This window comes from Tessaracoccus pujii, assembly GCF_055326215.1.
In genome coordinates, this window is the sequence record NZ_JBUZNP010000007.1 from 132,581 (window position 1) to 153,756 (window position 21,176).

Consider the following 21,176-nt stretch of genomic DNA (forward strand, 5'->3'; position numbering starts at 1 on the left):
CTTACACCGGGACGCGGCGAGGGCCAGAGGCAGCAACTGCCCCCGGCCCTCGTCGTGGTGAGCGTGTGATCAGGCGATGGTGACCTTCTCTGCGGTCTCGGCCCTTGATGCTGCCGCGTCTTCCTTGAGGTAGGCGAAGTCGGCGGAGGTGAGCATGGGGGCGTCGATGCGCATCTGGTAGAAGGAGCGCCACACCATGTAGGCGCTGGCGAGGCCGAAGGTGACGGCGAGGATGCCGTTGACCAGCGGGTTGCCGATGATGATGGACAGTTCGATGGCGAGCATGCCGAACAGGGTGGTGAACTTGATCACCGGGTTCAGCGCCACGGAGGAGGTGTCCTTGAAGGGGTCGCCGACGGTGTCGCCCACGATGCTGGCGTCGTGGAGTTCGGTGCCCTTGGCCTGAAGGTCGACTTCGACGATCTTCTTGGCGTTGTCCCAGGCGCCGCCGGCGTTGGCCATGAAGATGGCCTGGTAGAGCCCGAAGATGGCGATCGAGATCAGGTAGCCGATGAAGAAGTACGGCTCGACGAACGCGAACGCGAGGGTGGCGAAGAAGATGCCCAGGAAGATGTTGAACATGCCCTTCTGGGCGTACTGGGTGCAGATCTCGACGACCTTGCGGGAGGTTTCGACGGAGGCCTTGGTGGTGCCTTCGAGGTCGATGTTGGCCTTGATGAACTCGACGGCGCGGAACGCTCCGGTGGTGACGGCCTGCATGGAGGCGCCGGTGAACCAGTAGATGATCGCGCCGCCGGTGATCAGGCCGAGCAGGAACGGCACGTGGAGCAGGGACAGGTTCTCGACGTTGGTGGTCAGGCCGGAGGTGAGCCCCATGATGATGGAGAAGATCATGGTGGTGGCGCCGACGGCCGCGGTGCCGATCAGGACGGGCTTGGCGGTGGCCTTGAAGGTGTTGCCGGCGCCGTCGTTGGCTTCGAGGAGGTACTTGGCCCGTTCGAAGTTGGGTGTGATGCCGAAGTCGCGCTCGAGTTCCTCACGGATGCCGGGCACGGATTCGATCTGGGACAGTTCGTAGACGCTCTGGGCGTTGTCGGTGACGGGGCCGTAGGAGTCCACGGCGATGGTGACCGGGCCCATGCCGAGGAACCCGAAGGCCACCAGGCCGAGGGCGAACACGCCGGGGACGAGCATGACGCCGCCCGTGACCACGCCGTCGACCATGGAGCCGGGCGTGATCAGGGTGGAGACGCCGTAGGCGCCGGCCATCAGGGCCACGATCGCGCTGCCGAGCCAATAGGCGGAGAAGTTGCCGGCGACGAGTCCGGAGAGGATGTCGAGGGAGGCGCCGCCCTCCTTGGCGGACTTGACGACTTCCTGGACGTGCTTGGCGCGGACGCCGGTGAAGACCTTGACCAGCTCGGGGATCACGGCGCCGGCCAGGGTGCCGAAGGAGATGATCAGGGACAGCTTCCACCACAGGGTGGTGTCGCCGCCGACGTCGGGGATCAGGATGGCCGACATGATGAATGTCAGGACAATAGAGACGATCGAGGTGACCCATACCAGTGAGGTCAGCGGGGTCTCGAACTCCATGTGGTCGGCGTTGCCGAACTTGGACTTGGCCCACATGGCGTTGCCGAAGTAGGACAGCGCGGAGGCCACCAGCATGATGGCGCGGATGAAGAAGATCCAGATCAGGAAGTGGGCCTGCAGGTCCGACTGGACACCCAGCAGGATGAAGGTGATCAGCGCGACCCCGGTGACGCCGTAGGTCTCGAAGCCGTCGGCCGACGGGCCCACGGAGTCTCCCGCGTTGTCGCCGACGCAGTCGGCGATCGTGCCGGGGTTACGCGGGTCGTCCTCGCCGATCTTGAACACGATCTTCATCAGGTCCGAGCCGATGTCGGCGATCTTGGTGAAGATGCCGCCGGCGATACGCAGCGCGGAGGCGCCCAGGGACTCGCCGATGGCGAAGCCGAGGAAGCAGGCGGTGGCGATGTCGCCGGGCACGAACATGAGGATGGCCAGCATCATGATCAGTTCGGTGGAGATCAGCACCATGCCCACGCTCATACCGGAGCGCATCGGGATGTCGTAGACCTTGAACGGCTTGCCCTCGAGGGCGGCGAAGGAGGTCCGCGAGTTGGCGAACGTGTTGAGCCGGATGCCGTACCAGGCGATGGCGTAGGAGCCCGCCATGCCGATGATCGCGAACCCGAGCACGATCACCACACGGCCCCAGCCGCCGGTGGTGTTGAGGAAGCCGAAGTAGACGAAGATCACGGTGCCGATGAACGCGAACAGCAACATCAGGAACTTGCCCTGCTGTACCAGGTAGGCCTTGCAGGTGGCGTAGATCAGCTCGGACACGTCGCGCATGGATGCGTGCACGGGGAGGTTCTTCAGCTTCAGGTAGCTGAAGATGCCGAACACGAACCCGGCCACGCAGATCAGCATGCCGACCATCAGGAGCCACCAGCCGCTGATGGCGCCGCCGAAGAAGGTCACCGCGTGCAGATCCGGCAGCGGCAGGTCGAACTCAGAAGTGTGGGAGCCCGTCTCGGCGGGCTCACCGGCACACGCGGACAGGGTCAGAGCCAGGAACCCGAACACGCCGTACAAGGCGGCACGCACGACACCGCGCGGCCTTCCGGTGGCTGGTCGGGTGGCGAGCGAGGGAGTCGTCACGATGTCTTCCTTGTGGTTGCTTGAGCTTCCATGTCCATCTCATGTCCTTCGAAACAGGTCACGGCGTCCATGCCGTCGCGAACATCCTACGCCCGGTAGTAATGACAATGAGGCGGGGTTAGTTAGTACATTTCCCCGTCGTCGGGCGCGTCCGGGCGTGCGCCGTCCCTCAACACGACACTGGCCCGGGATCACTCCCGGGCCAGTGTCCGCGTCACGAGGCAGCGCCCTCGATCCGCTCCAGTGCGGACTCCCACCGATGCTCCAGAGCGTCGGCGTCCACGTCCTCAGGGAGGTGATCGTGGATCAACTCCAGTTCGGTCTGGTCTCCGCTCGGGCGCATGTGGAGGTCGACGACGGTGCGCGGTGCCCCGTCGCTGGCATGCCACGAGAATCTGATCTGCTCCTTGGGGTGGAAGCTGCGCGTGACCCCGTAGGTGCCGTCCGCTGCTCGCCAGTCCTCACCCTTGTTTCCGAGTTGTCCTCCGGCGCCCAGGAGCGCCTCTGCTCCGTGGGGTTTCATGAGGACAGCCCACACGCTCTCCAGCGGACGGGCGACCACCCGGGTCACCTTCACGCTTCTTGGCTCGGTGGTTTCCTCCATGGTGTCCATGACGCACCTCCTGCTCAACCGGGCAACAACTGCGGTGCCCTGGTTCGACCAAGCGTAGTACCGCCCGCGAGGCGCCGACAGGGGGATGGCGAGAAACACCGGATACGGCCTGCCCCTAAAGTGTGGAGCATGTCAGCAGAGCCGCTGGAAATCCACATCCTCGCCGACTCGACGGGGGAGACCGCAGCGCGTATCGCCCGAGCCGCGATCACGCAGTTCCCGAGCCGTGAGTTCTCCATCGTGCGCCACCGCAGGATCACCTCGCCGGCCGCGCTCATGCGCGCCCTGGAGGCCGTCCGCGACAGCGCCGCACCCGCCGTGGTCTTCTTCACGCTCGTCAGTGAGGAGAGCGCCGAACTGGTGAAGAACTATTGCCGTGACGCAGACATCCCGTTCGCGGACCTCATGACCGAGGCCATGCACGCGCTGGAGAAGGTCACCGGCCTCGAGGCCGATCAGGTGGCGATGCGCGCCGTGGGCGTCGAGGCGGAGTACTTCGTGCGGATGGCGGCCATCGACTTCGCGGTCCGGATGGACGACGGGGCCCTCCCAGCCGCGCTGCGCGAGTGCGACATCTGCCTCGTCGGCCCGTCGCGCTCCGGCAAGACCCCCCTGTCGATCTACCTCGGTTACCTCGGCTACAAGGCCGTCAACGTGCCGCTGGTACCGGGGATCGAGCCGCCGAAAGATCTCTGGGAGCTGGACCGCTGGCGCATCGTCGGCTTGACGATGAACGCCGAGCGGCTGCTGATGATCCGCGGGCAGCGCGTCCGCGGCATGGGCGGATTCGGCACGAAGGACGGCTACGCCGACCTGGCGAAGATCTACGACGAACTCGACGAGATCGGCAGGACCCAACGCAGGCTCGGGTGCCCGATCATCGACACGACGGGGGTTGCGATCGAGGAGGCGGCGTCACGGATCATCGAGATGGTGGACGACCGGGCGAAGACGCTTGGCGCGCGTCTGCGTCGCCCCCCGGGAGTGATCCGCACCGGCAGCCACTGGTCTCCATGACCCTCCTGGCGGAACTTCACCCCTAGCCCGCCTGAGGTGGGCGTCGGGTCTAGGCTGGGCGACGGATGGGGACATCGAGGTCCCCAGGGTTGTCAAAGGAGATTCCCCCAGTATGAGCGAGGATCGTTACATCTATGACCTGTCGGAGGGCGACGCCACCATGCGTAACCTTCTCGGCGGTAAGGGCGCCGGCGTCGCAGAGATGAACCGCGTGGGCGTACCCGTGCCCGACGCGTTCACTGTCACCACGACGGCGTGCGTCGAGACCACCAAGCTGGGCGGCGAATGGCCCGAGGGCCTCGCGGACCAGATCGCGGCCGGGCTGGCCCGCCTCGAGGAGCGCACGGGACGCAAGCTCGGCGGGCGCGAGAAGCCGTTGCTGGTCTCCGTGCGCTCCGGGGCCGTGCACTCCATGCCGGGAATGATGGACACCATCCTCAACCTCGGCATCTCCGACGAGTCGGTCACGGCCGTCGCTGAGGAATCCGGCAACGAGCGCTTCGCGTGGGACTGCTACCGGCGCTTCATCCAGATGTACGGCGAGGTGGTCGAGGACGTCCCCGGGCACGCCTACGAGGACGCGCTGTCGGCACTCAAGCACAAGCGGGGCGTGGAGCAGGACACGGACCTGACCGCTGAGGACCTCAAGGAGCTCGTGCAGTCCTTCAAGGACATCTCCAACGACCACCTGGGCGGCGAATGGACCTCGGACCCCGTCGAGCAGCTCAACCGCGCGATCAACGCGGTGTTCAAGTCCTGGCTCAACCCGCGCGCCGAGGTGTACCGCCGCGCCCACAACATTCCGGCCGATCTCGGCACCGCCGTCAACATCATGCAGATGGTCTTCGGCAACCGCGGAGACACCTCCGCCACCGGCGTCTGCTTCACGCGCAACCCGTCGACGGGTGAGAAGTCGCTCTACGGCGAGTTCCTCGTCAACGCCCAGGGTGAGGACGTCGTCGCCGGTATCCGCACCCCGCGGCCGCTCGAGGAGATGAGGGAGGTGCTGCCCGAGGCGTACGACGAGCTCATCGCGACCATGCACAAGATGGAGCAGCACTACAAGGACATGCAGGACATGGAGTTCACCGTCGAGAACGGCAAGCTCTACCTCCTGCAGACCCGCAACGGGAAGCGCACCGCCGCAGCGGCGTTGAAGGTGGCCTCGGACCTGGTGGACGAGGGCCTCCTCACGCACGAGGAGGCGCTGATGCGCATCGAGCCCAGCCAGCTCGATCAGCTGCTGCACCCCGCCATCGACCCGCAGCACGGCAAGACCCCCATCGCGCAGGGTCTGCCGGCCTCGCCCGGTGCCGCCGTCGGCGAGGTCGTCTTCGATGCGGACACGGCCGCGGAGCGCGGGGGTCGCGGCGAGCCCGTGGTCCTCGTCCGCTTCGAGACCACCCCGGACGACATCCACGGCGTCATCGTGTGCCAGGGCATCCTCACCGCCCACGGCGGCATGACGTCGCACGCGGCTGTCGTGGCACGCGGCATGGGCAAGCCGTGCGTGGCCGGTGCGCAGGGCATCCGGATCGACACGGCCGGCAAGACACTGACCATCGGCGACAAGGTCATCCGGGAGGGCGACGTCATCACCCTCGACGGCACCGAGGGCCTCGTCTACGGCGAGGGGCTGGAGCTCATCCCGCCGCAGATCAACGAGGACTTCTCCCGCGTGGTGGAATGGGCCGACGAGGTGCGGCGGCTGGGCGTGCGCGCCAACGCGGACAACTTCGAGGATGCGACGAAGGCCCGCGAGTTGGGCGCCGAGGGCATCGGCCTGTGCCGCACGGAGCACATGTTCATGGCGCAGGACCGCCTCCCGGCGGTGCGCAAGATGATCCTGGCCGAGGGCCCCGAGCAGCGCTCCGCTGCGCTGGCGGAGATTCTCCCCATGCAACAGGCGGATTTCGAGGGCATCTTCACCGCCATGAAGGGCCTGCCGGTCACGGTGCGGCTGCTGGACCCGCCGCTGCACGAGTTCCTCCCCAACCTCGTCGAACAGTCTCTGCTGGTGCAGCGCCTCGAGTTCGAGGGCGGCGACGAGGAGAGGCTGGGTGAGGCCAGGGCCACGCTGGCGCAGGTGAAGAGGCTCAACGAGGTGAACCCCATGCTGGGCACCCGCGGCTGCCGCCTGGCGATGCTGTACCCGGAGATCCCGGACATGCAGGCCCGCGCCATCGTCCGGGCCGCGCTCGCCGTCCTGGACCGCGAGGGTGAGACGGTGGGGGTCGAGATCATGATCCCGCTCGTGGCCCTGACCCAGGAGTTGCAGACCCAGCGCGGCATCGTCGTGGCGGCTGTCGAGGACGAGTTGGCCAAGGCCGGCCGCGAGTTGGACTACACCGTCGGCACCATGATCGAGCTGCCGCGCGCCGCGCTGGTGGCGGACAAGATCGCCGAGTTCGCGGACTTCTTCTCCTTCGGTACCAACGACCTGACCCAGACGGCCATCGGCATCTCCCGCGACGACGCCGAGAACGGCTTCCTCACCACCTACGTGATGGAGCGCGTGCTGGAGCGCAACCCCTTCGAGACGATCGACGTCGAGGGCGTGGGGCAGCTGGTGCAGATGGGCGTGGAGCGGGGTCGCTCGGTCAAGCCGACGCTCAAGACGGGCGTCTGTGGTGAGCACGGCGGGGATCCGGACTCCATCGAGTTCTTCAACTCGGTGGGCCTGGACTACGTGAGCTGCTCGCCGTTCCGGGTTCCGATCGCCCGTTTCGCAGCGGCGAAGGCGGTACTGAAGCAGCGCTGATGCAGTGAAGAGGGGGCCGTGACGTGAGCGTTGCGGCCCCTCTCTCTGTGCCCCGGCCAAGAGCGTGCACGGCTCGACCAGGTGGAGGCGATGGGGCCGTGGGTTCCCAACGCCCCGGAAATTTCATGCCGTGGCTCTTTCAAGCCCCGAGCGCTGGTGCTAGAATAGTACGCGTGAGCGATTCGATGCGGGATGTGGGGCAGCGGTACATCGCTGCGCTGTGGGGTGTCGCGGGGTCGTTGGGGTCGGATGGACCGGCCCCAGGTCCACATCACCCTGGACCTGGAGACGCTGACCACTGGTCTCGGGACGGTCACCCTCCTCGACACCGGCGGGGCGGGCGGGGCGGAAGGGGCGGAAGGGCTATCCGCCGCGGAGGCCCGCCGCCTGGCCTGCGATGCCGGGCTGATCCCCGTCGTGCTCGGCTCGGCGTCTCGGCCGTTGGATGTGGGCCGGGCCCATCGCCTGTTCACCCCCGCGATCCGTGGGGCGCTGCTGCAGCGGGACCAGGGATGTGTGTTCCCCGGCTGCACCGCCGCCCCCCGGGGGGGGGGGTGGGGGGAGGGGACAACACTCAGCGTTCGGCCGCGGCCTCGCGGAGGAGTTCGCGGAGGGGCTTGACGAGGTGCAGGTCGAGGAAGTGCTCGATCCCCTCGGCGATATTGACGTCGTTGACCTTCAGTAGCCACTGGATCTGGAGCCCGTCCCAGAGGGCGAACATCTGCGACGCAACCCTCAGCGGGTCAGCGTCGGGCTTCAGGTGGCCCTGGTCGCGTGCGGCGGTCAGCGACTCCACCGCGATGTCGGTGACCCACTCGTAGCGGCGCCGCATGTAGGCGTTGGCCGGGTGCTCGGGGCGGGTCGCCTCGGCGGACAGGACCGCGAAGAGTTCGATCTCGCCAGGCTTGAACGCGCTCTGCCGTGCATAGTCCACCAGTGCGCCCAGGCTGTGGATCCCGGGTGGTGTCGCGGCGGTCTCGTCGCTCGCTCCTTCGTCCCGGCGTTCCAGTACGGCCGACAGCAGGGCCACCTTGTTCGGGAAGTGGTGGAGTAGACCGGCCTGACTGATGTCGGCGAGCGCTGCGACCTCCCGCAATGATCCGCTCTCGTATCCCTTCTCCCCGAATACCTCCAGGGCGGCATCGAGGATCCGGGCACGTGTGACCGCCGTCTTGCGGTAGGCGCCGCGCGGGCCTGTGGCGGCCTCCTCCGAGACGATCGGCGACAGCGTCATGGCAACCTCCTTTGGTCCGCGCGTCGGAACGATTGTAACGACTTCATATCAAAACCTACCACTTGCTCGGTTTTCTTGCTAGGGTTCCTCCACAGGTCGCAGCAAGGGTGCGGCGGCCACAGTGTGAAGGGACCAAAGATGATCCGTAGGGACTTCCTCAAGATCGGCGCCGCATCTGTCGCAGTGGCCGCGTTGGGAATCACCACCGCCTGCTCCGACGACGCAGGGACCGGCACGCAGAGCGGTGGGGCCACTCCCAGCGGCAGCGGCACCGGAGGGGGCCAGCTCGTGATGGGCCTCATCGCCGCCCCCATGTCCTTCGACCCGGCCATCGCCGAATGGGGCAACCGCCTGCCCTTCTACCAGGCGGCATACGACACGATGCTGGTGGCCACGCCGGAGAACACCATCGAGCCCTGGCTCGCCACCAAGTTCGAGTACGACGAGGCGCAGACCACCCTCACCCTGACCCTGCGCGACGATGTCAAGTTCTCCGACGGCGAGAAGCTGACCGCCGAGGCCGCGGCCCTGAGCATGAACCGGTTCAAGGACGGCACCGGCCCCGACGCCGGCTACATGACCAACGTGGACACCATCACGGCCGACGGCGAGTCCACGGTCGTCGTGACGTTCACGGCCCCCGACCCGGCCTTCCTGAACTACCTGACGCGCACCGCCGGCCTCGTGGCGAGCCCCGCCGCGCTCTCCAACGCGGATCTGGCCACCAACCCCGTCGGCTCCGGCCCCTACACGCTCGACTTGGCCAACACCGTCACCAACACCAGCTACACCTTCGTCAAGCGCGACGGCTACTGGAACCCCGACGTGCAGCACTACGACACCATCGTCATGCGCGTGTTCCAGGACACCACCGCGATGCTCAACGCGTTGCGCGCCGGTGAGGTCAACTACGCCAAGCTCTCCTCCGCAGAGACCTTCCCGGAGGCCGAGGGCGCCGGCTGGACGCTCAACAAGAACGAGCTCGACTTCCAGGGCCTGCTGCTGCTCGACCGCGGCGGCGTGCAGACCCCCGAGCTGGGCGACGTCCGGGTCCGGCAGGCCATCAACCATGTCTTCGACCGCCCTGCGATGCTCCAGGCCGTGGCGCTCGGCTACGGCACGGTCACGGGCCAGGTGTTCCCGCCCACCTCGGCCGCCTACGACGAGGCGCTCGACGAGCGTTACCCCTACGACATCGAGAAGGCCAAGTCCCTGATGGCTGAGGCCGGCTACGAGGCCGGGTTCTCCATGGACATGCCCAGCTCCCCCATCCTGGGCAGCACGGTGTACGCGCTCGTCGCCCAGGCCCTGTCGGAGATCAACATCACCGTCAACGACGTCCAGCCCGGCCAGAACTTCATTGCAGACCTGCTTGCCCCGAAGTTCTCCGCGGCATTCATGGCGCTTGAGCAGAACCCCGACTGGCAGCTGACGCAGTTCATGATCGCCGAGACCGCCGTGTTCAACCCGTTCAAGTACGCCGACCCCAAGGTCGCCGAGATCCTGGACGAGTACCGGACCGCGGATGACTCCCGTCGTGACGAGCTGATCAAGGAACTCAACACCCACATCGTCGAGGAGGCATGGTTCGCCCCCTTCTACCGGGTCAACGGCGTGATCGCCACCGATCCCGAGACCACGGTGACGATGCTCCCCACGAACACCATCCCCAACCTCTACGACACCAAGCCGGCCTGATCGGAACTGGGACACATGCTGCGTTTCATCGGACGCAGGTTGCTCGCCGGGGTGGTGCTGGTCTTCGCCATCACCACCCTGGCGTTCCTCCTGCTGTATCTCGGCGGTGGCGACATCGCCCGTCGACTCGTCGGACAGACCGCCACCCAGGAACAGGTGGCGGCCAAGGCGGCACAACTCGGTCTGGACCGCCCCATCTGGGAGCAGTACGGAGCCTGGTTCGGTAACGCCCTCACCGGGGACTTCGGCCGGTCCTGGTTCTCCGGGCAGCTCGTCATCGACGGCGTGACCAGCCGCCTCATGGTGACGCTCTCGCTGGTCGTCGGTGCCACGCTCATCACCGCCTTGGTGGCGGTGATCCTCGGAGTCCTGGCGGCGCTGTCCGGTGGCTGGGTGGATCGCGGCATCCAGTTCCTGACCGTGCTCGGCATGGCCGTTCCCGGCTTCCTCATCGCGGTGGGCCTGGTCTTCGTGTTCGCCATCGAACTCGGCTGGTTCAACGCCACCGGCTTCACCCCGCTGAGGGACGGATTCGGGGGCTGGGCCCGTTCGGTGGCGCTGCCGATCACGGCGCTCGCCATCGGCGGCTCGTCCTCGGTCGCGCAACAGATCCGGGGATCCGTGGTCGACGCGCTGCAGAGGGACTACGTCCGCACTCTCCGCTCGCGGGGTCTGGGTACCCGGAGCGTGGTCTTCAAGCACGTCCTCCGTAACTCCCTCAGCCCCGCACTCGCGGTGTTGAACGTCCAGTTCATCGGCATGCTCGGCGGCGCCGTCATCGTCGAGCAGGTCTTCCAGATGCCCGGCCTCGGCCAGCTCTCGGTCGGCGCCACGACGCAGGGCGACATCCCCATGGTGATGGGATTGGTGGTGGCCACGGCGGTCATCGTCATCATCGTCAACCTCCTGATCGACATCGCACAAGGCCTGCTGAACCCGAAGGTGAGACTCGGATGAGCCAAGAAGCCCCGCTCCAGATACCGGTCGCGCCCCGCGCCGCCAAGCGGTCAGGCGTCCTGCGCCGCGTGTTCCGCAACCCGGTGGCCGTGGCCGCGATCGCCTTCCTCGGCATCATCGGTGTGGCCGCGGTCTTCGGCCCGATGCTCGCCCCCCTCGACGGCAACCGCGCCGACGCGTACAAGATCCTCGCCCCCGCCGGGGACGGGTCCCTGCTCGGGTACGACGGTGCCGGCCGCGACATTTTCTCCCGGCTGCTCTCCGCCACCCAGATCTCCATCGGGGCGGCGCTCGTCGCCCTCGTCGTCGCCCTCGTCATCGGCGTCACCGCCGGCCTCCTGGCCGGCTACTACAAGGGCTGGCTGGACACCACCTTTACGTGGGTGACCTCGCTCACCATGGCTCTCCCCGGCATCATCGTCCTGCTGGCCGCACGAGCGGTGGTCGGTCCGTCGGTGTACTGGTCCATGGTGATCTTCGGCCTCCTCATGAGCCCGTCGTTCTACCGGCTCGTCTACGCCTCGGTCAGTGCGGTGCGCGAGGAGCTCTACGTCGACGCGGCCCGCGTGGCCGGCCTGTCCGACGCGCGCATCATGAGCCGGCACATCCTCGGCGTCGTCCGGGCTCCGATCATCATCCAGGCCTCGATGATCATGGCTATCGCGATCGCCATCCAGTCCGGCCTCGAGTTCCTCGGCATCGGTGATCCGCAGACCCCCACCTGGGGTTCGATGCTCAAGGACGGGTTCGAGGTCATGTACCGCCAGCCGATCAACATGCTGTGGCCGTCGCTGGCCATCGGCCTGACCACGATCTCCCTGACGCTGCTGGCCAACGCCATGCGCGACGCCCTGGAGCGCACCGCGACCGCGGGCCGGAAGAAGAAGCGGTCCGACCCCCAGCAGAAGGCGGCCCCGGCCTCCCTCCGCCACGACGACGACGCCCGCATCGCGGAGCGCACCGGCGAGGTGCTGCTCGAAGTCAAGGACCTGCGGGTGGGCTACGACCAGCCCGACGGCAGCGTCATCGAGGTGGTGCACGGCGTGGACCTCACGATCAGGCGCGGCGAGGTCCACGGACTGATCGGTGAGTCCGGCTCCGGAAAGACCCAGACGTCTTTCGCTGTGCTGGGGCTCCTCCCGACGGGTGGGCGGGTCCTCGGCGGGTCCATCGTGTTCGAGGGCACCGACCTGGTCTCCGGCAGCGCCCGCGGCCACGCGGCCGTGCGGGGCAAGAAGATCGCCTACATTCCGCAGGAGCCGATGAGCAACCTGGACCCGATGTTCACCATCGGCAGCCAGCTCGTCGAGCCCCTCCGCACGACGATGGGGCTGGACAAGCAGGCCGCCAAGGCCCGGGCGCTCGCTCTCTTGGAGCGGGTGGGAATCCCCGAGCCTGAGCGCACGTTCAACGCGTACCCCCACCAGGTCTCCGGCGGCATGGCGCAACGCGTCCTCATCGCCGGCGCCGTGTCCTCGGACCCGGACCTGCTCATCGCCGACGAGCCCACCACGGCCCTCGACGTCACCATCCAGGCCGAGGTGCTGGACCTCATCCGGGACCTGCAGAGCGAGTTCCACATGGCCGTGCTCCTGGTCACGCACAACTTCGGTGTCGTCGCGGACCTCTGCGACCGCGTCTCGGTGATGAAGGAGGGGCTGATCGTGGAGACCGGGCCCGTCCGCTCGATCTTCACGTCCCCGAAGCACGACTACACCCGCTCCCTCCTCGACGCCATGCTCGACGAGGACGGACCCGTCCGCCCCCCACTCGTCCAAGGAGGCGTCGCATGAGCCGCTCACTGCTTGAGGTCAAGAACCTCGACGTCATCTACCCAGGTGGCGGCGGACGCAAGCCCTTCCACGCCCTCAAGTCCGTCTCCCTGGACATCCAGCCGGGCGAGACGGTGGGGCTGGTGGGCGAGTCCGGATCCGGCAAGACCACGCTGGGCCGGGCCGTCCTCGGGCTTGCCCCGGTCAGCGGCGGGTCCATCACCTTCGACGGCCAGGACATCTCGCATCTGCACCGTCGGGAGCGCCGGAAGCTGGCCAAGGACATCCAGGTGGTCTTCCAGGATCCCTACTCGTCGCTCAACCCGTCGATGACGATCGAGCAGATCCTCGCCGAGCCCCTCACAGCCAACGGTGTGGAGGGCAAGGCGGCGCGGGCACGGGTGAAGGACCTACTGGACAAGGTCCACATGCCCACCGATGCCGGTAGCCGGCTCCCCAAGGAGTTCTCCGGCGGCCAGCGGCAGCGCATCGCCATCGCCCGTGCGTTGGCCCTGGATCCGAAGCTGATCGTCGCTGACGAGGCGGTCTCGGCGCTGGACCTGTCGACGCAGGCCCGCGTGTTGGACCTGTTCGTCGAGATCCAGGAGGCCACCGGCGTGGCACTGCTCTTCGTCACCCACGACCTCGCCGTCGTGCGGCACGTCAGCCACCGGGTGGCCGTGTTGTACCGGGGCGAGATCGTCGAGTCCGGCCTCGTCGACGCCGTGACCAAGCACCCCGAGCACCCCTACACGCAGCGGTTGTTCATGGCGGCCCCCGTCCCTGACCCCGACCGCCAGGAGCAGCGGCGCGCCCAGCGGCTGCGGATGCTCGCCGAGCAGGCGGCCATGAAGGAACAGGCCGGCGCAGGGCTGGAGCTCGACGCGCTCTGAACCGCACGACATTGCCATGGAGGGCGCGGGCTGCGGCCTCCCTGGCACCCACACCCCTCGACTCCACGATGAGAGAGAACCAATGTCAGACATCAACGCCCTCGTGGCAACGCTCGACCTGCCCACCAAGATCCGGCTCCTCACCGGTGAGGACTTCTGGACCACCATCGAGGTTCCCGAGATCGGGCTCCGGAAGATGACGCTGTCCGACGGCCCCTCCGGCGTCCGCGGGCCGGTCTGGGACGAGCGGTCCCCGTCACTGAACATGCCGTCGGCGACGGCGCTGGCCTCCTCCTGGGACACCAGGCTTGCCGGTGAGTACGGGGCGGCGGCGGCGGCAGAGGCGCGTCGCAAGGGCGTGGACTGGGTTCTCGGCCCCACCATCAACCTGCACCGCTCGCCCCTGGGCGGCCGTCACTTCGAGTGCTTCAGCGAGGACCCGGTGCTCACCGGAGAACTGGCCGCCTCCTACGTGGCCGGCCTGCAGGACAACGGTGTGGCCGCCACCCCGAAGCACTACGTGGCCAACGACTTCGAGACCGACCGCTTCACCGTGGACGTCGTCGCTGACGAGCGGACGCTCCGTGAGCTGTACCTCGCCCCGTTCGAGCGGGCAGTCGAAGCCGGCACCTGGTCGATCATGAGCGCCTACAACTCCGTCAACGGTGCCACCATGACCGAGAACGCCCTGCTGCGGGACCCCCTGCGCAGCGAGTGGGGCTGGGACGGCGTGGTGGTCAGCGACTGGACCGCGGTGCGCAGCACCGCCGCCGCCGACGCGGAGCAGGACCTCGAGATGCCGGCCCCCGGCGTGTGGGGAGCGGCGCTGCTGAAGGCCGTCGAGGCCGGAGAGGTGTCCGAGGAGGCCATCGACCGACACGTGGCGCGGCTGCTGTTGCTGGCGGAGCGTGTCGGCGCCCTGGGTGACGCGCGGTCGAAGGCTCCGGCCGACGTGGATGGGATCGCCTTCGTGCGCCGCGCCGCGGCCGAAGGCATGGTGCTGCTCTCCAACGACGGCATCCTCCCGCTGGACGGCGGCGCGCTGGCCACGGTGGCGCTCATCGGCCACAACGCCGACGAGGCCCGCACGCAAGGCGGCGGCAGCGCCACCGTCATCCCGGAGCGTGTGGTCAATCCGCTCGACGGGCTTCGCGCCGCGCTGCCGGGCGCCCAGGTCACCTACAGCCTCGGGGCGGTGGTGCAGGAAGGTGTCGCGGCCCTCAACCCGGACCAGCTGACCAACCCGCGCACGGGCGGGCCCGGCCTGGTGGCGAGCTTCCTCGACGCCGACGGCAACGAGTTGATGACCGAGGACCGCTTCGCCACCTCGCTGACCTGGTTCGGCGGCGGCGTGGACGTCATCCAGCGGTCCTCTGTCCTGGCCCTCGACACCCGGTTCACGCCTGACGTCACCGAGGAGCGGGAGCTCGGCTTCGCCACGTCGATGCGCGGCCGCGTCTTCGTCGACGGCGAGCTCCTCTTCGAGGACCAGCCCATCGTCACGGGCACCGACCTGGGGGCGGCGCTGCTGGCGCCCCCGTCGGAGACCCGCCCGGTGCAGTTCACCGCCGGTCAGGCCGTCGACCTGCGCGTCGAGTTCGACCTCGGGTCCACCCAGTTCGCCGTGGCCGGCGCCATCGGCCTCACCTTCGGCACGGCGCCGTCCAACCACAACCCGGAGGACCTGATCCGCGAGGCCGCCGAGGCCGCGGCGGCGGCGGACGCCGCCGTCGTGGTGGTCGGCACCAACTCCAAGGTCGAGTCAGAGGGCTACGACCGGGAGAACCTCGACCTGCCCGGCCACCAGGACGACCTGGTCCGCGCCGTCGCGGCCGCCAACCCGCGCACCATCGTCATCGTCAACTCGGGCTCTCCTGTGCTCATGCCCTGGCGCGACGATGTCGCCGCAGTCCTGCTGGGCTACTTCGGCGGCCAGGAGTTCGGCAACGCCATCGCCGACGTTCTCCTCGGCCTGGCCGAGCCGGGCGGCCGGCTGCCCACCACCTGGCCCGCCAGGCTCGCGGACGTGCCGGTGCTCAACTGCACCCCCGAAGGGGGCGCCCTGCGGTACGACGAGGGGATCCATATCGGCCACCGTGCCTGGCTCAAGGCCGGCGTCAGCCCGGCCTTCGAGTTCGGTCACGGCCTCGGCTACACGTCATGGGAGCTCGCCGACGCCACCGCCGGGGTGGCCGAGGACGTCGTCGTGAAGGTGGAGGTCACCAACGCGGGAACCCGCGCCGGCAAGCACGTGGTGCAGGTCTACGCCTCCCGAGCGGACACCGCCGTGGACCGCCCGGTCAGGTGGCTGGCCGGCTTCGCCCCCGTCCGCCTCGACGCAGGCCAGAGCGCCACCGTCGAGGTCACAGTCGCGCGTCGTCGGTTCCAGCACTTCGACGGCGGATGGCAACTGGAGCCCGGCGTCTTCGCGCTCCACGTCGGTGCGAGCGTGACCGACACCCCCCTCACCATGGAAGTTGAACTGTCGTGACACTGCCCAACCCCCTCCTCCCCGGCTTCAACCCCGACCCGAGCATCGTGCGCGTCGGCGACGACTACTACCTCGCCACCTCCACGTTCGAGTACCTCCCGGGCCTGCCCATCTACCATTCCCGGGACCTCGTCACCTGGGCCCATGTGGCCAACGTGGCGGTGCGGGACGTGCAGCTGGGGGTGCCGAACGCGCCCACCAACCTCGGCGTGTGGGCGCCCACCATCCGGCACCACGACGGGCTGTTCCACCTCATCGTCACCGACACCGCCGGCCGCGGCACGTGCATCTTCACCGCCACCGATCCGGCCGGCGAGTGGAGCGACGGCGTCGTGGTGGACCTGGAGGGGATCGACCCCGACCTCGCCTGGGACGACGAGGGCAACGCCTACGTCACCTACTCCGGCCTGGTGCTCTCCGGCCCCGACATCGGCGCCCACCGCGGCATCGAGCAGATCCGCGTGGACGTCGCCACCGGCGAGGTGCTGGGGGAGAAGCGGTCCCTGTGGTCCGGTGACGGGGGGATGTTCCCGGAGGCGCCGCACCTCTACCACATCGGCAGCTACTGGTACCTGATGGTGGCCGAGGGCGGCACCGAGCGGGGGCACTCGATCTCGATCGCACGCGCCACCGCCCCCGAGGGGCCGTTCACGTCGTGCCCGGCCAACCCGTTGGTCACCGCCCGCGGGACCGCCAGGCCGGTCCAGTGCACCGGCCACGGCGACCTCGTCGAGGGGCCGGACGGCCAGTGGTACGTCGTGATGCTCGGCACCCGCCCGCGCGGCATGGTGCGCTCCTTCTCCGCGCTGGGTCGAGAGACGTTCATCTCCCCGGCCCGCTGGAACGGCGACGACTGGCTCGAGATCGATCCGGTGGAGCTCAACCCGCGCGCCGGCTTCGGGTGGTCCGAGGACTTCGACGGACCGCTCGGGCCGGAGTGGATGGGCGTGCGCCGTCGCCCGGATCAGGTGGCGGAACTCACCTCCCGGCCAGGCTGGCTCACGCTCAGCGGCGAAGGCGACGGGATGGGCGCCTTCCGCCCGGTCTTCGTCGGTCACCGCCAGGAACACCAGACGTGCGAGATCCGCGCCGTCGTGGATGCTTCCCAGGGCGTCGGCGGCCTCGCGGTGCGCTACGACGAGGGCTTCCACTACGAGGTCGAAGCGGGCAACGGGAGGATGACTGCGAGGGCAGTCGTCCCGGGCTTCGTCCGCGAGTCGTCCGTGGAGGTGCCGGACGAGGTGGTCACGCTCGTCCTGTCCTCCGCGCCGGCGCGGGCGGAGGGAATGGGCCACCAGTCGTCGGACATGGTCTCCCTCGGTTTCCTGGGCGCTGACGGCTCCGTCACGGTGATGGAGGAGGTGGACGGCCGCTACCTGTCCAACGAGGTGGCCGCCTCGTTCACGGGGCGCGTGTTCGGCGTCTACGCGACGCAGGGGACGGTGGCCGTCGACCGGATCGACTACCGCGGCGACAATTCCTGATCTGGACCACGCACCCACAGCGGCCCGCCCACACCCTCACGGGTGGGCGGGCCGCTTCTGTGTCGGCGCCTGAGTGCGTGACTTTCGATGCCACATGCCTGCATTGCCTGGCGCGCTAGCCTATTCGTCATTGACAGGATACCCGACCCGTGGAAGACTGGCATCAGTGCAACGGTGAGTATGTATTCACCCTCACAGGGAAGTGACACATGCAATCATCAGGAACCATTCCATTGTGGAAGCGGCCGGCGCTGTCGCGGATGGCGATCATGGCGGTCCTCCTGGTGGCCATTCTCGCTGGGACAAGGTTCTACGCTCCCGGCACCGAACCCTTCACCGACGCTGTCGCCGACAGCGACGTCGTCTCCGATCCGGTGGCGTACGCGCAGGCGTCCTACGATGCCGAGGTCGTCCCCGCCATCGAGGCGAAGGCCGTCGAGTTGCCCACGTTGCTCGACGAGTTGGCGGCGGACGAGGGTTCGGCAGAGGACTATGGGTTCCGCAATGGTGGATCCCCGTACTCGTTCCCGGTCCGTGTGACGGGCACCGTCGTGGAGGGATCGTTCGGCGAGGTAGGGCTTGAGGTCGCGGGGATCCCGGACGTCACCGTCGGAGTGCAGACCGGGCCCGCGGTCACGGGGACCGCGATCCGGGATGCCACCGGCCTCATGACCTTCGAGATGTTCCTCAACCAGATCGACTTCGCTTCGGTCGCCACCGAACTCAACAACAGGGTCAAGGAGACCGTCCTCAGCGAGACCGACTTCGATTCGCTCCTGGGCCAGGAGGTGACCGTGCTCGGCGCCTTCACCCACGACAACGAGACGCACGTCAAGATCACGCCCATCTCCATCGAGACGGTGTCATGAGTCCTACCCCTGCCGCTGCGGTCGACCAGGTGGTCATGTCTGCGCGAAACGTCTCCAAGGTCTACGGCGGAACACGCGCGCTTCGCAATGTCGACTTCGACATCCGGGCGGGCAAGGTCACGGTCCTGTTCGGCGAGAACGGCGCAGGCAAGTCCACCCTGATGCGCGTCATGTCGGGCATCGAGCCACCTACCGACGGGACCCTCACCTTGGATGGGGAGGGTGTCACCTTTTCCAGCCCGACCGCTGCGGTTGCGCGCGGCGTGGCGATCATCCACCAGGAACTGAATCTCAGCCCCAACCTGACGGTGGCCGAGTCCATCTTCCTCGGGCGCGAACTCACCCGCGGGGGTCTGGTGGATACGCAGGCTCAGCGTAGGCGTGCCGAGGCCGCCCTCGCCCGCTTGAAGGAACCGATCAGCCCCCGGTCGATCGTCGGCGACCTTCGGCTGGGTCAGCAGCAGTTGGTGGAGATCGCCCGCGCCCTGGATCAGGAGGCGAGGGTCCTGATCATGGACGAGCCGACGTCGGCACTGTCGGCCACCGAGGTCGAGGTGTTGTTCGGTGTCATCCGTGATCTGACGTCGAAGGGGGTGGCGATCGTCTACATCTCCCACCACCTGGACGAGACGCTGGAGATCGGAGACCACGCCGTGGTCCTTCGGGACGGTTCGGTCGTGGCCACCGAGGAGATCGCCAACATCGACATCGGGTGGATCGTCTCCGCGATGGTGGGACGCGCGCACGACGACCTGTTCACAGCGATCGACGCCGAGATCGGCGACGTGGCGCTGGAGGTCGAGGGGCTGACTCTGGCCGACCCCAGCCAGCCCGGGCGTCTCGCCGTCGATGACCTGTCCCTGGAAGTCCGTGCCGGTGAGGTGGTAGGCGTCTACGGACTCATGGGGGCCGGTAGAACGGAACTGTTCGAAACCCTCATCGGACGCAACAAGCCTCAAGCAGGGGCGATCATGCTGTTCGGTGAAGACATCACAGCGACGAGCATTCGTCAGCGGATCGACCGTGGGATGTTCCTCGTGCCGGAGGACCGTCAGAAGGACGGCCTGATCCAGGGCCAGTCGGTGGGCGTCAACCTGTCGCTGGCCTCTGTTGCTGCATTCACCCGCCGCTTCATCACCAACAGCGCGCGAGAACGCGTGCGCAATGACGAGGTGATCGCCTCCGTGAGGGTCAAGGCGTCAGGCCAGGGGGCGCCCATCGGCTCGTTGTCCGGCGGCAACCAGCAGAAGGTCGTCGTGGGCAAGGCCCTCCTGACCAAGCCCAAAGTCATCCTGTTGGATGAACCGACCCGCGGGGTCGACGTGGGGGCCAAGGCGGACATCTTCGCGTTCATGGCTGAACTTGCCACCGAAGGCGTCGCCGTTCTCTTCGCCACATCGGAAGTAGCGGAGGCGCTGAACTCGACCTCCCGCCTCCTCATCATGTCGCGAGGCCGGATCGTCGCCGAGATGTCGCCCGCCCACGCCACGCGCGAGCACGTGCTCGCCGCGGCCGACGACTCAGAGCTCGTCGCCCTTGAACACACGATGGAAGGACAAGCCCGATGAGCTCAGCCGCAACCGGGAATCCGCAAAGGGGTCTCACCCGATCGATCCTCGGCGACCGTTCGATCGGGGAGTTCATCCTCGACCAACGAGCGTTCATCGCCCTGCTGATCCTGATAGTCGTCTTCGCCAGCCTGTCGGACGCATTCCTGTCGGGCTCGAACCTGCTCACGATGACGCGGCATGTGGCGTACAACGCCATCCTGGCTCTGGGAATGCTCCTGGTCATCCTCACCGGAGGTATCGACCTGTCGGTGGGCTCCATCGTCGGCCTCTCCGGAATCGTCGCGGGTGTGATGCTGGACGGGGTCGGCCTCGGCATCGGTGACCTGTTCAACGTCAACGCCTACCCGTCGGTCCTGGTCGTCGTTCTCGTGGCCCTGTTGGTGGGCACGGTGGTCGGATGGCTCAACGGCACTCTGGTGACCAGGCTGAACGTCGCTCCATTCATCGCCACGCTCGGCACGCTGTACATGGCGCGCGGTGCCGCACTGCTGATCTCCAACGGCTCGACCTTCCCTAACCTCAAGGGCGATCCCGCCATCGGCAACACGGGCTTCTGGTTCATCGGGACCGGCCGGCCGCTGGGCGTACCCACGCAGGTCTGGCTCATGATCGTCATCGCGATCGCGGTGTGGCTGCTCATCGCCAAGACCCCCTTCGGGCGTTGGCTCTACGCCACTGGCGGCAACCCCCGGGCGGCCGAACTGTCCGGCGTGCCCGTGAAGCGTGTCACGACGACGGTCTACATGATCTCCGGTGCCTGTGCGGCGATGGCGGGGTTGATCATCGCATCCGAGCTCACCTCCGCCGCGCCCCAAGCCGGCACGTCCTTCGAACTCAACGCCATCGCCGCGGTCGTGATCGGCGGCGCCTCGCTCGCGGGCGGACGAGGCAGCGTCAAGGGCACCTTGATCGGCGCGTTCGTCATCGGGTTCCTCTCCGACGGCCTGGTGCTGGTGGGAGTCTCGAGCTTCTGGCAGGTGTTCATCAAGGGCGCCGTCATCGTCCTGGCGGTCATGCTCGACCAGGTCCAACAGCGACTGCAGACCGCGCGAGCGGCGGCCGCAGCGGCAGCGAGCGTCCGTCGAGAGAAGGAGGTGGCAGCCCCGTCCGTCTCCGCCTAGTCATCTGACCGCCGGTCAGCAAGTCCACTCCGATATCCGCGCA

15 protein-coding genes are annotated in these 21,176 nt (G+C 67.7%); 12 read left to right on the forward strand and 3 right to left on the reverse strand.

The genetic code is table 11. The annotated features are described in order from the left end of the window. Positions 1-69 precede the first annotated feature (69 nt). Both ACZK5N_RS11300 and ACZK5N_RS11305 read right to left on the reverse strand, forming a co-directional pair. On the reverse strand, positions 70-2,598 hold the full coding sequence (locus ACZK5N_RS11300; RefSeq protein WP_459020457.1) for a sodium-translocating pyrophosphatase: 2,529 nt from the start codon (positions 2,596-2,598) through the stop codon (positions 70-72). A 268-nt stretch (positions 2,599-2,866) separates the two neighbouring features. After that, positions 2,867-3,265, reverse strand: coding sequence for an SRPBCC family protein (locus ACZK5N_RS11305; RefSeq protein WP_459018554.1), 399 nt, complete (start codon positions 3,263-3,265; stop codon positions 2,867-2,869). A gap of 129 nt (positions 3,266-3,394) precedes the next feature. Between ACZK5N_RS11305 and ACZK5N_RS11310 the strand changes: the two genes are divergently transcribed. From ACZK5N_RS11310 to ACZK5N_RS11320, 3 genes are all read left to right on the forward strand, one after another. Further along, on the forward strand, positions 3,395-4,282 hold the full coding sequence (locus tag ACZK5N_RS11310; RefSeq protein ID WP_459018555.1) for a pyruvate, water dikinase regulatory protein: 888 nt from the start codon (positions 3,395-3,397) through the stop codon (positions 4,280-4,282). Between the two features lie 112 nt (positions 4,283-4,394). Continuing rightward, positions 4,395-7,043 carry a pyruvate, phosphate dikinase gene (gene ppdK / locus ACZK5N_RS11315; RefSeq protein ID WP_459018556.1) on the forward strand — a complete coding sequence of 883 codons (2,649 nt, stop codon included), beginning with the start codon at positions 4,395-4,397 and terminating at the stop codon, positions 7,041-7,043. Between the two features lie 192 nt (positions 7,044-7,235). Further along, positions 7,236-7,664, forward strand: a complete 429-nt coding sequence (locus tag ACZK5N_RS11320; RefSeq protein ID WP_463624959.1) for a DUF222 domain-containing protein — start codon at positions 7,236-7,238, stop codon at positions 7,662-7,664. Here the strand turns inward: ACZK5N_RS11320 and ACZK5N_RS11325 are convergent. After that, positions 7,618-8,277 (reverse strand): TetR/AcrR family transcriptional regulator, encoded by a 660-nt coding sequence (locus ACZK5N_RS11325; RefSeq protein WP_463624960.1) that lies wholly within the window; start codon positions 8,275-8,277, stop codon positions 7,618-7,620. The two genes, ACZK5N_RS11320 and ACZK5N_RS11325, sit on opposite strands and share 47 nt — an antisense overlap. A gap of 138 nt (positions 8,278-8,415) precedes the next feature. Between ACZK5N_RS11325 and ACZK5N_RS11330 the strand changes: the two genes are divergently transcribed. The 9 genes from ACZK5N_RS11330 (at position 8,416) to ACZK5N_RS11370 (ending at position 21,133) form a co-directional block, all read left to right on the forward strand. After that, positions 8,416-9,975, forward strand: coding sequence for an ABC transporter substrate-binding protein (locus ACZK5N_RS11330; RefSeq protein ID WP_463624961.1), 1,560 nt, complete (start codon positions 8,416-8,418; stop codon positions 9,973-9,975). A 15-nt stretch (positions 9,976-9,990) separates the two neighbouring features. Then, positions 9,991-10,932 carry an ABC transporter permease gene (locus tag ACZK5N_RS11335; protein ID WP_463624962.1) on the forward strand — a complete coding sequence of 314 codons (942 nt, stop codon included), beginning with the start codon at positions 9,991-9,993 and terminating at the stop codon, positions 10,930-10,932. Beyond that, the gene (locus ACZK5N_RS11340) at positions 10,929-12,725 is read left to right on the forward strand and encodes a dipeptide/oligopeptide/nickel ABC transporter permease/ATP-binding protein (RefSeq protein ID WP_463624963.1); all 1,797 of its coding nucleotides are present in this window, start codon (positions 10,929-10,931) and stop codon (positions 12,723-12,725) included. Before ACZK5N_RS11335 ends, ACZK5N_RS11340 begins: the two co-directional genes overlap by 4 nt. Beyond that, the gene (locus tag ACZK5N_RS11345) at positions 12,722-13,597 is read left to right on the forward strand and encodes an ATP-binding cassette domain-containing protein (protein ID WP_459018562.1); all 876 of its coding nucleotides are present in this window, start codon (positions 12,722-12,724) and stop codon (positions 13,595-13,597) included. The genes ACZK5N_RS11340 and ACZK5N_RS11345 overlap by 4 nt, the downstream gene beginning before the upstream one ends. 82 nt (positions 13,598-13,679) lie before the next feature. Continuing rightward, entirely contained in the window at positions 13,680-16,088 is a 2,409-nt protein-coding gene (locus tag ACZK5N_RS11350) for a glycoside hydrolase family 3 protein (protein ID WP_463624964.1), read from the forward strand. Next, positions 16,085-17,572, forward strand: coding sequence for a glycoside hydrolase family 43 protein (locus ACZK5N_RS11355; protein ID WP_463624965.1), 1,488 nt, complete (start codon positions 16,085-16,087; stop codon positions 17,570-17,572). Before ACZK5N_RS11350 ends, ACZK5N_RS11355 begins: the two co-directional genes overlap by 4 nt. Positions 17,573-17,781: 209 nt before the next feature. After that, a complete protein-coding gene (locus ACZK5N_RS11360) occupies positions 17,782-18,441 on the forward strand; it encodes a DUF2291 family protein (protein ID WP_463624966.1) in 660 nt (219 codons plus the stop codon). Beyond that, positions 18,438-20,009 carry a sugar ABC transporter ATP-binding protein gene (locus tag ACZK5N_RS11365; RefSeq protein WP_463624967.1) on the forward strand — a complete coding sequence of 524 codons (1,572 nt, stop codon included), beginning with the start codon at positions 18,438-18,440 and terminating at the stop codon, positions 20,007-20,009. Before ACZK5N_RS11360 ends, ACZK5N_RS11365 begins: the two co-directional genes overlap by 4 nt. Next, positions 20,006-21,133, forward strand: a complete 1,128-nt coding sequence (locus ACZK5N_RS11370) for an ABC transporter permease (protein ID WP_459018567.1) — start codon at positions 20,006-20,008, stop codon at positions 21,131-21,133. Before ACZK5N_RS11365 ends, ACZK5N_RS11370 begins: the two co-directional genes overlap by 4 nt. Positions 21,134-21,176 lie beyond the last annotated feature (43 nt).

What these genes read in the sequence shown, in the direction of transcription:
- ACZK5N_RS11335 (WP_463624962.1), top strand. Translation starts at nt 9,991, where the DNA reads ATGCTGCGTTTCATCGGACGCAGGTTGCTCGCCGGGGTGGTGCTGGTC.
- ACZK5N_RS11365 (WP_463624967.1), top strand. Translation starts at nt 18,438, where the DNA reads ATGAGTCCTACCCCTGCCGCTGCGGTCGACCAGGTGGTCATGTCTGCG.
- ACZK5N_RS11310 (WP_459018555.1), top strand. Translation starts at nt 3,395, where the DNA reads ATGTCAGCAGAGCCGCTGGAAATCCACATCCTCGCCGACTCGACGGGG.
- ACZK5N_RS11330 (WP_463624961.1), top strand. Translation starts at nt 8,416, where the DNA reads ATGATCCGTAGGGACTTCCTCAAGATCGGCGCCGCATCTGTCGCAGTG.
- ACZK5N_RS11360 (WP_463624966.1), top strand. Translation starts at nt 17,782, where the DNA reads ATGCAATCATCAGGAACCATTCCATTGTGGAAGCGGCCGGCGCTGTCG.
- ACZK5N_RS11320 (WP_463624959.1), top strand. Translation starts at nt 7,236, where the DNA reads ATGTGGGGCAGCGGTACATCGCTGCGCTGTGGGGTGTCGCGGGGTCGT.
- ACZK5N_RS11325 (WP_463624960.1), bottom strand. Translation starts at nt 8,277, where the DNA reads ATGACGCTGTCGCCGATCGTCTCGGAGGAGGCCGCCACAGGCCCGCGC.
- ACZK5N_RS11345 (WP_459018562.1), top strand. Translation starts at nt 12,722, where the DNA reads ATGAGCCGCTCACTGCTTGAGGTCAAGAACCTCGACGTCATCTACCCA.
- ACZK5N_RS11340 (WP_463624963.1), top strand. Translation starts at nt 10,929, where the DNA reads ATGAGCCAAGAAGCCCCGCTCCAGATACCGGTCGCGCCCCGCGCCGCC.
- ACZK5N_RS11350 (WP_463624964.1), top strand. Translation starts at nt 13,680, where the DNA reads ATGTCAGACATCAACGCCCTCGTGGCAACGCTCGACCTGCCCACCAAG.
- ACZK5N_RS11305 (WP_459018554.1), bottom strand. Translation starts at nt 3,265, where the DNA reads ATGGACACCATGGAGGAAACCACCGAGCCAAGAAGCGTGAAGGTGACC.
- ppdK (WP_459018556.1), top strand. Translation starts at nt 4,395, where the DNA reads ATGAGCGAGGATCGTTACATCTATGACCTGTCGGAGGGCGACGCCACC.
- ACZK5N_RS11370 (WP_459018567.1), top strand. Translation starts at nt 20,006, where the DNA reads ATGAGCTCAGCCGCAACCGGGAATCCGCAAAGGGGTCTCACCCGATCG.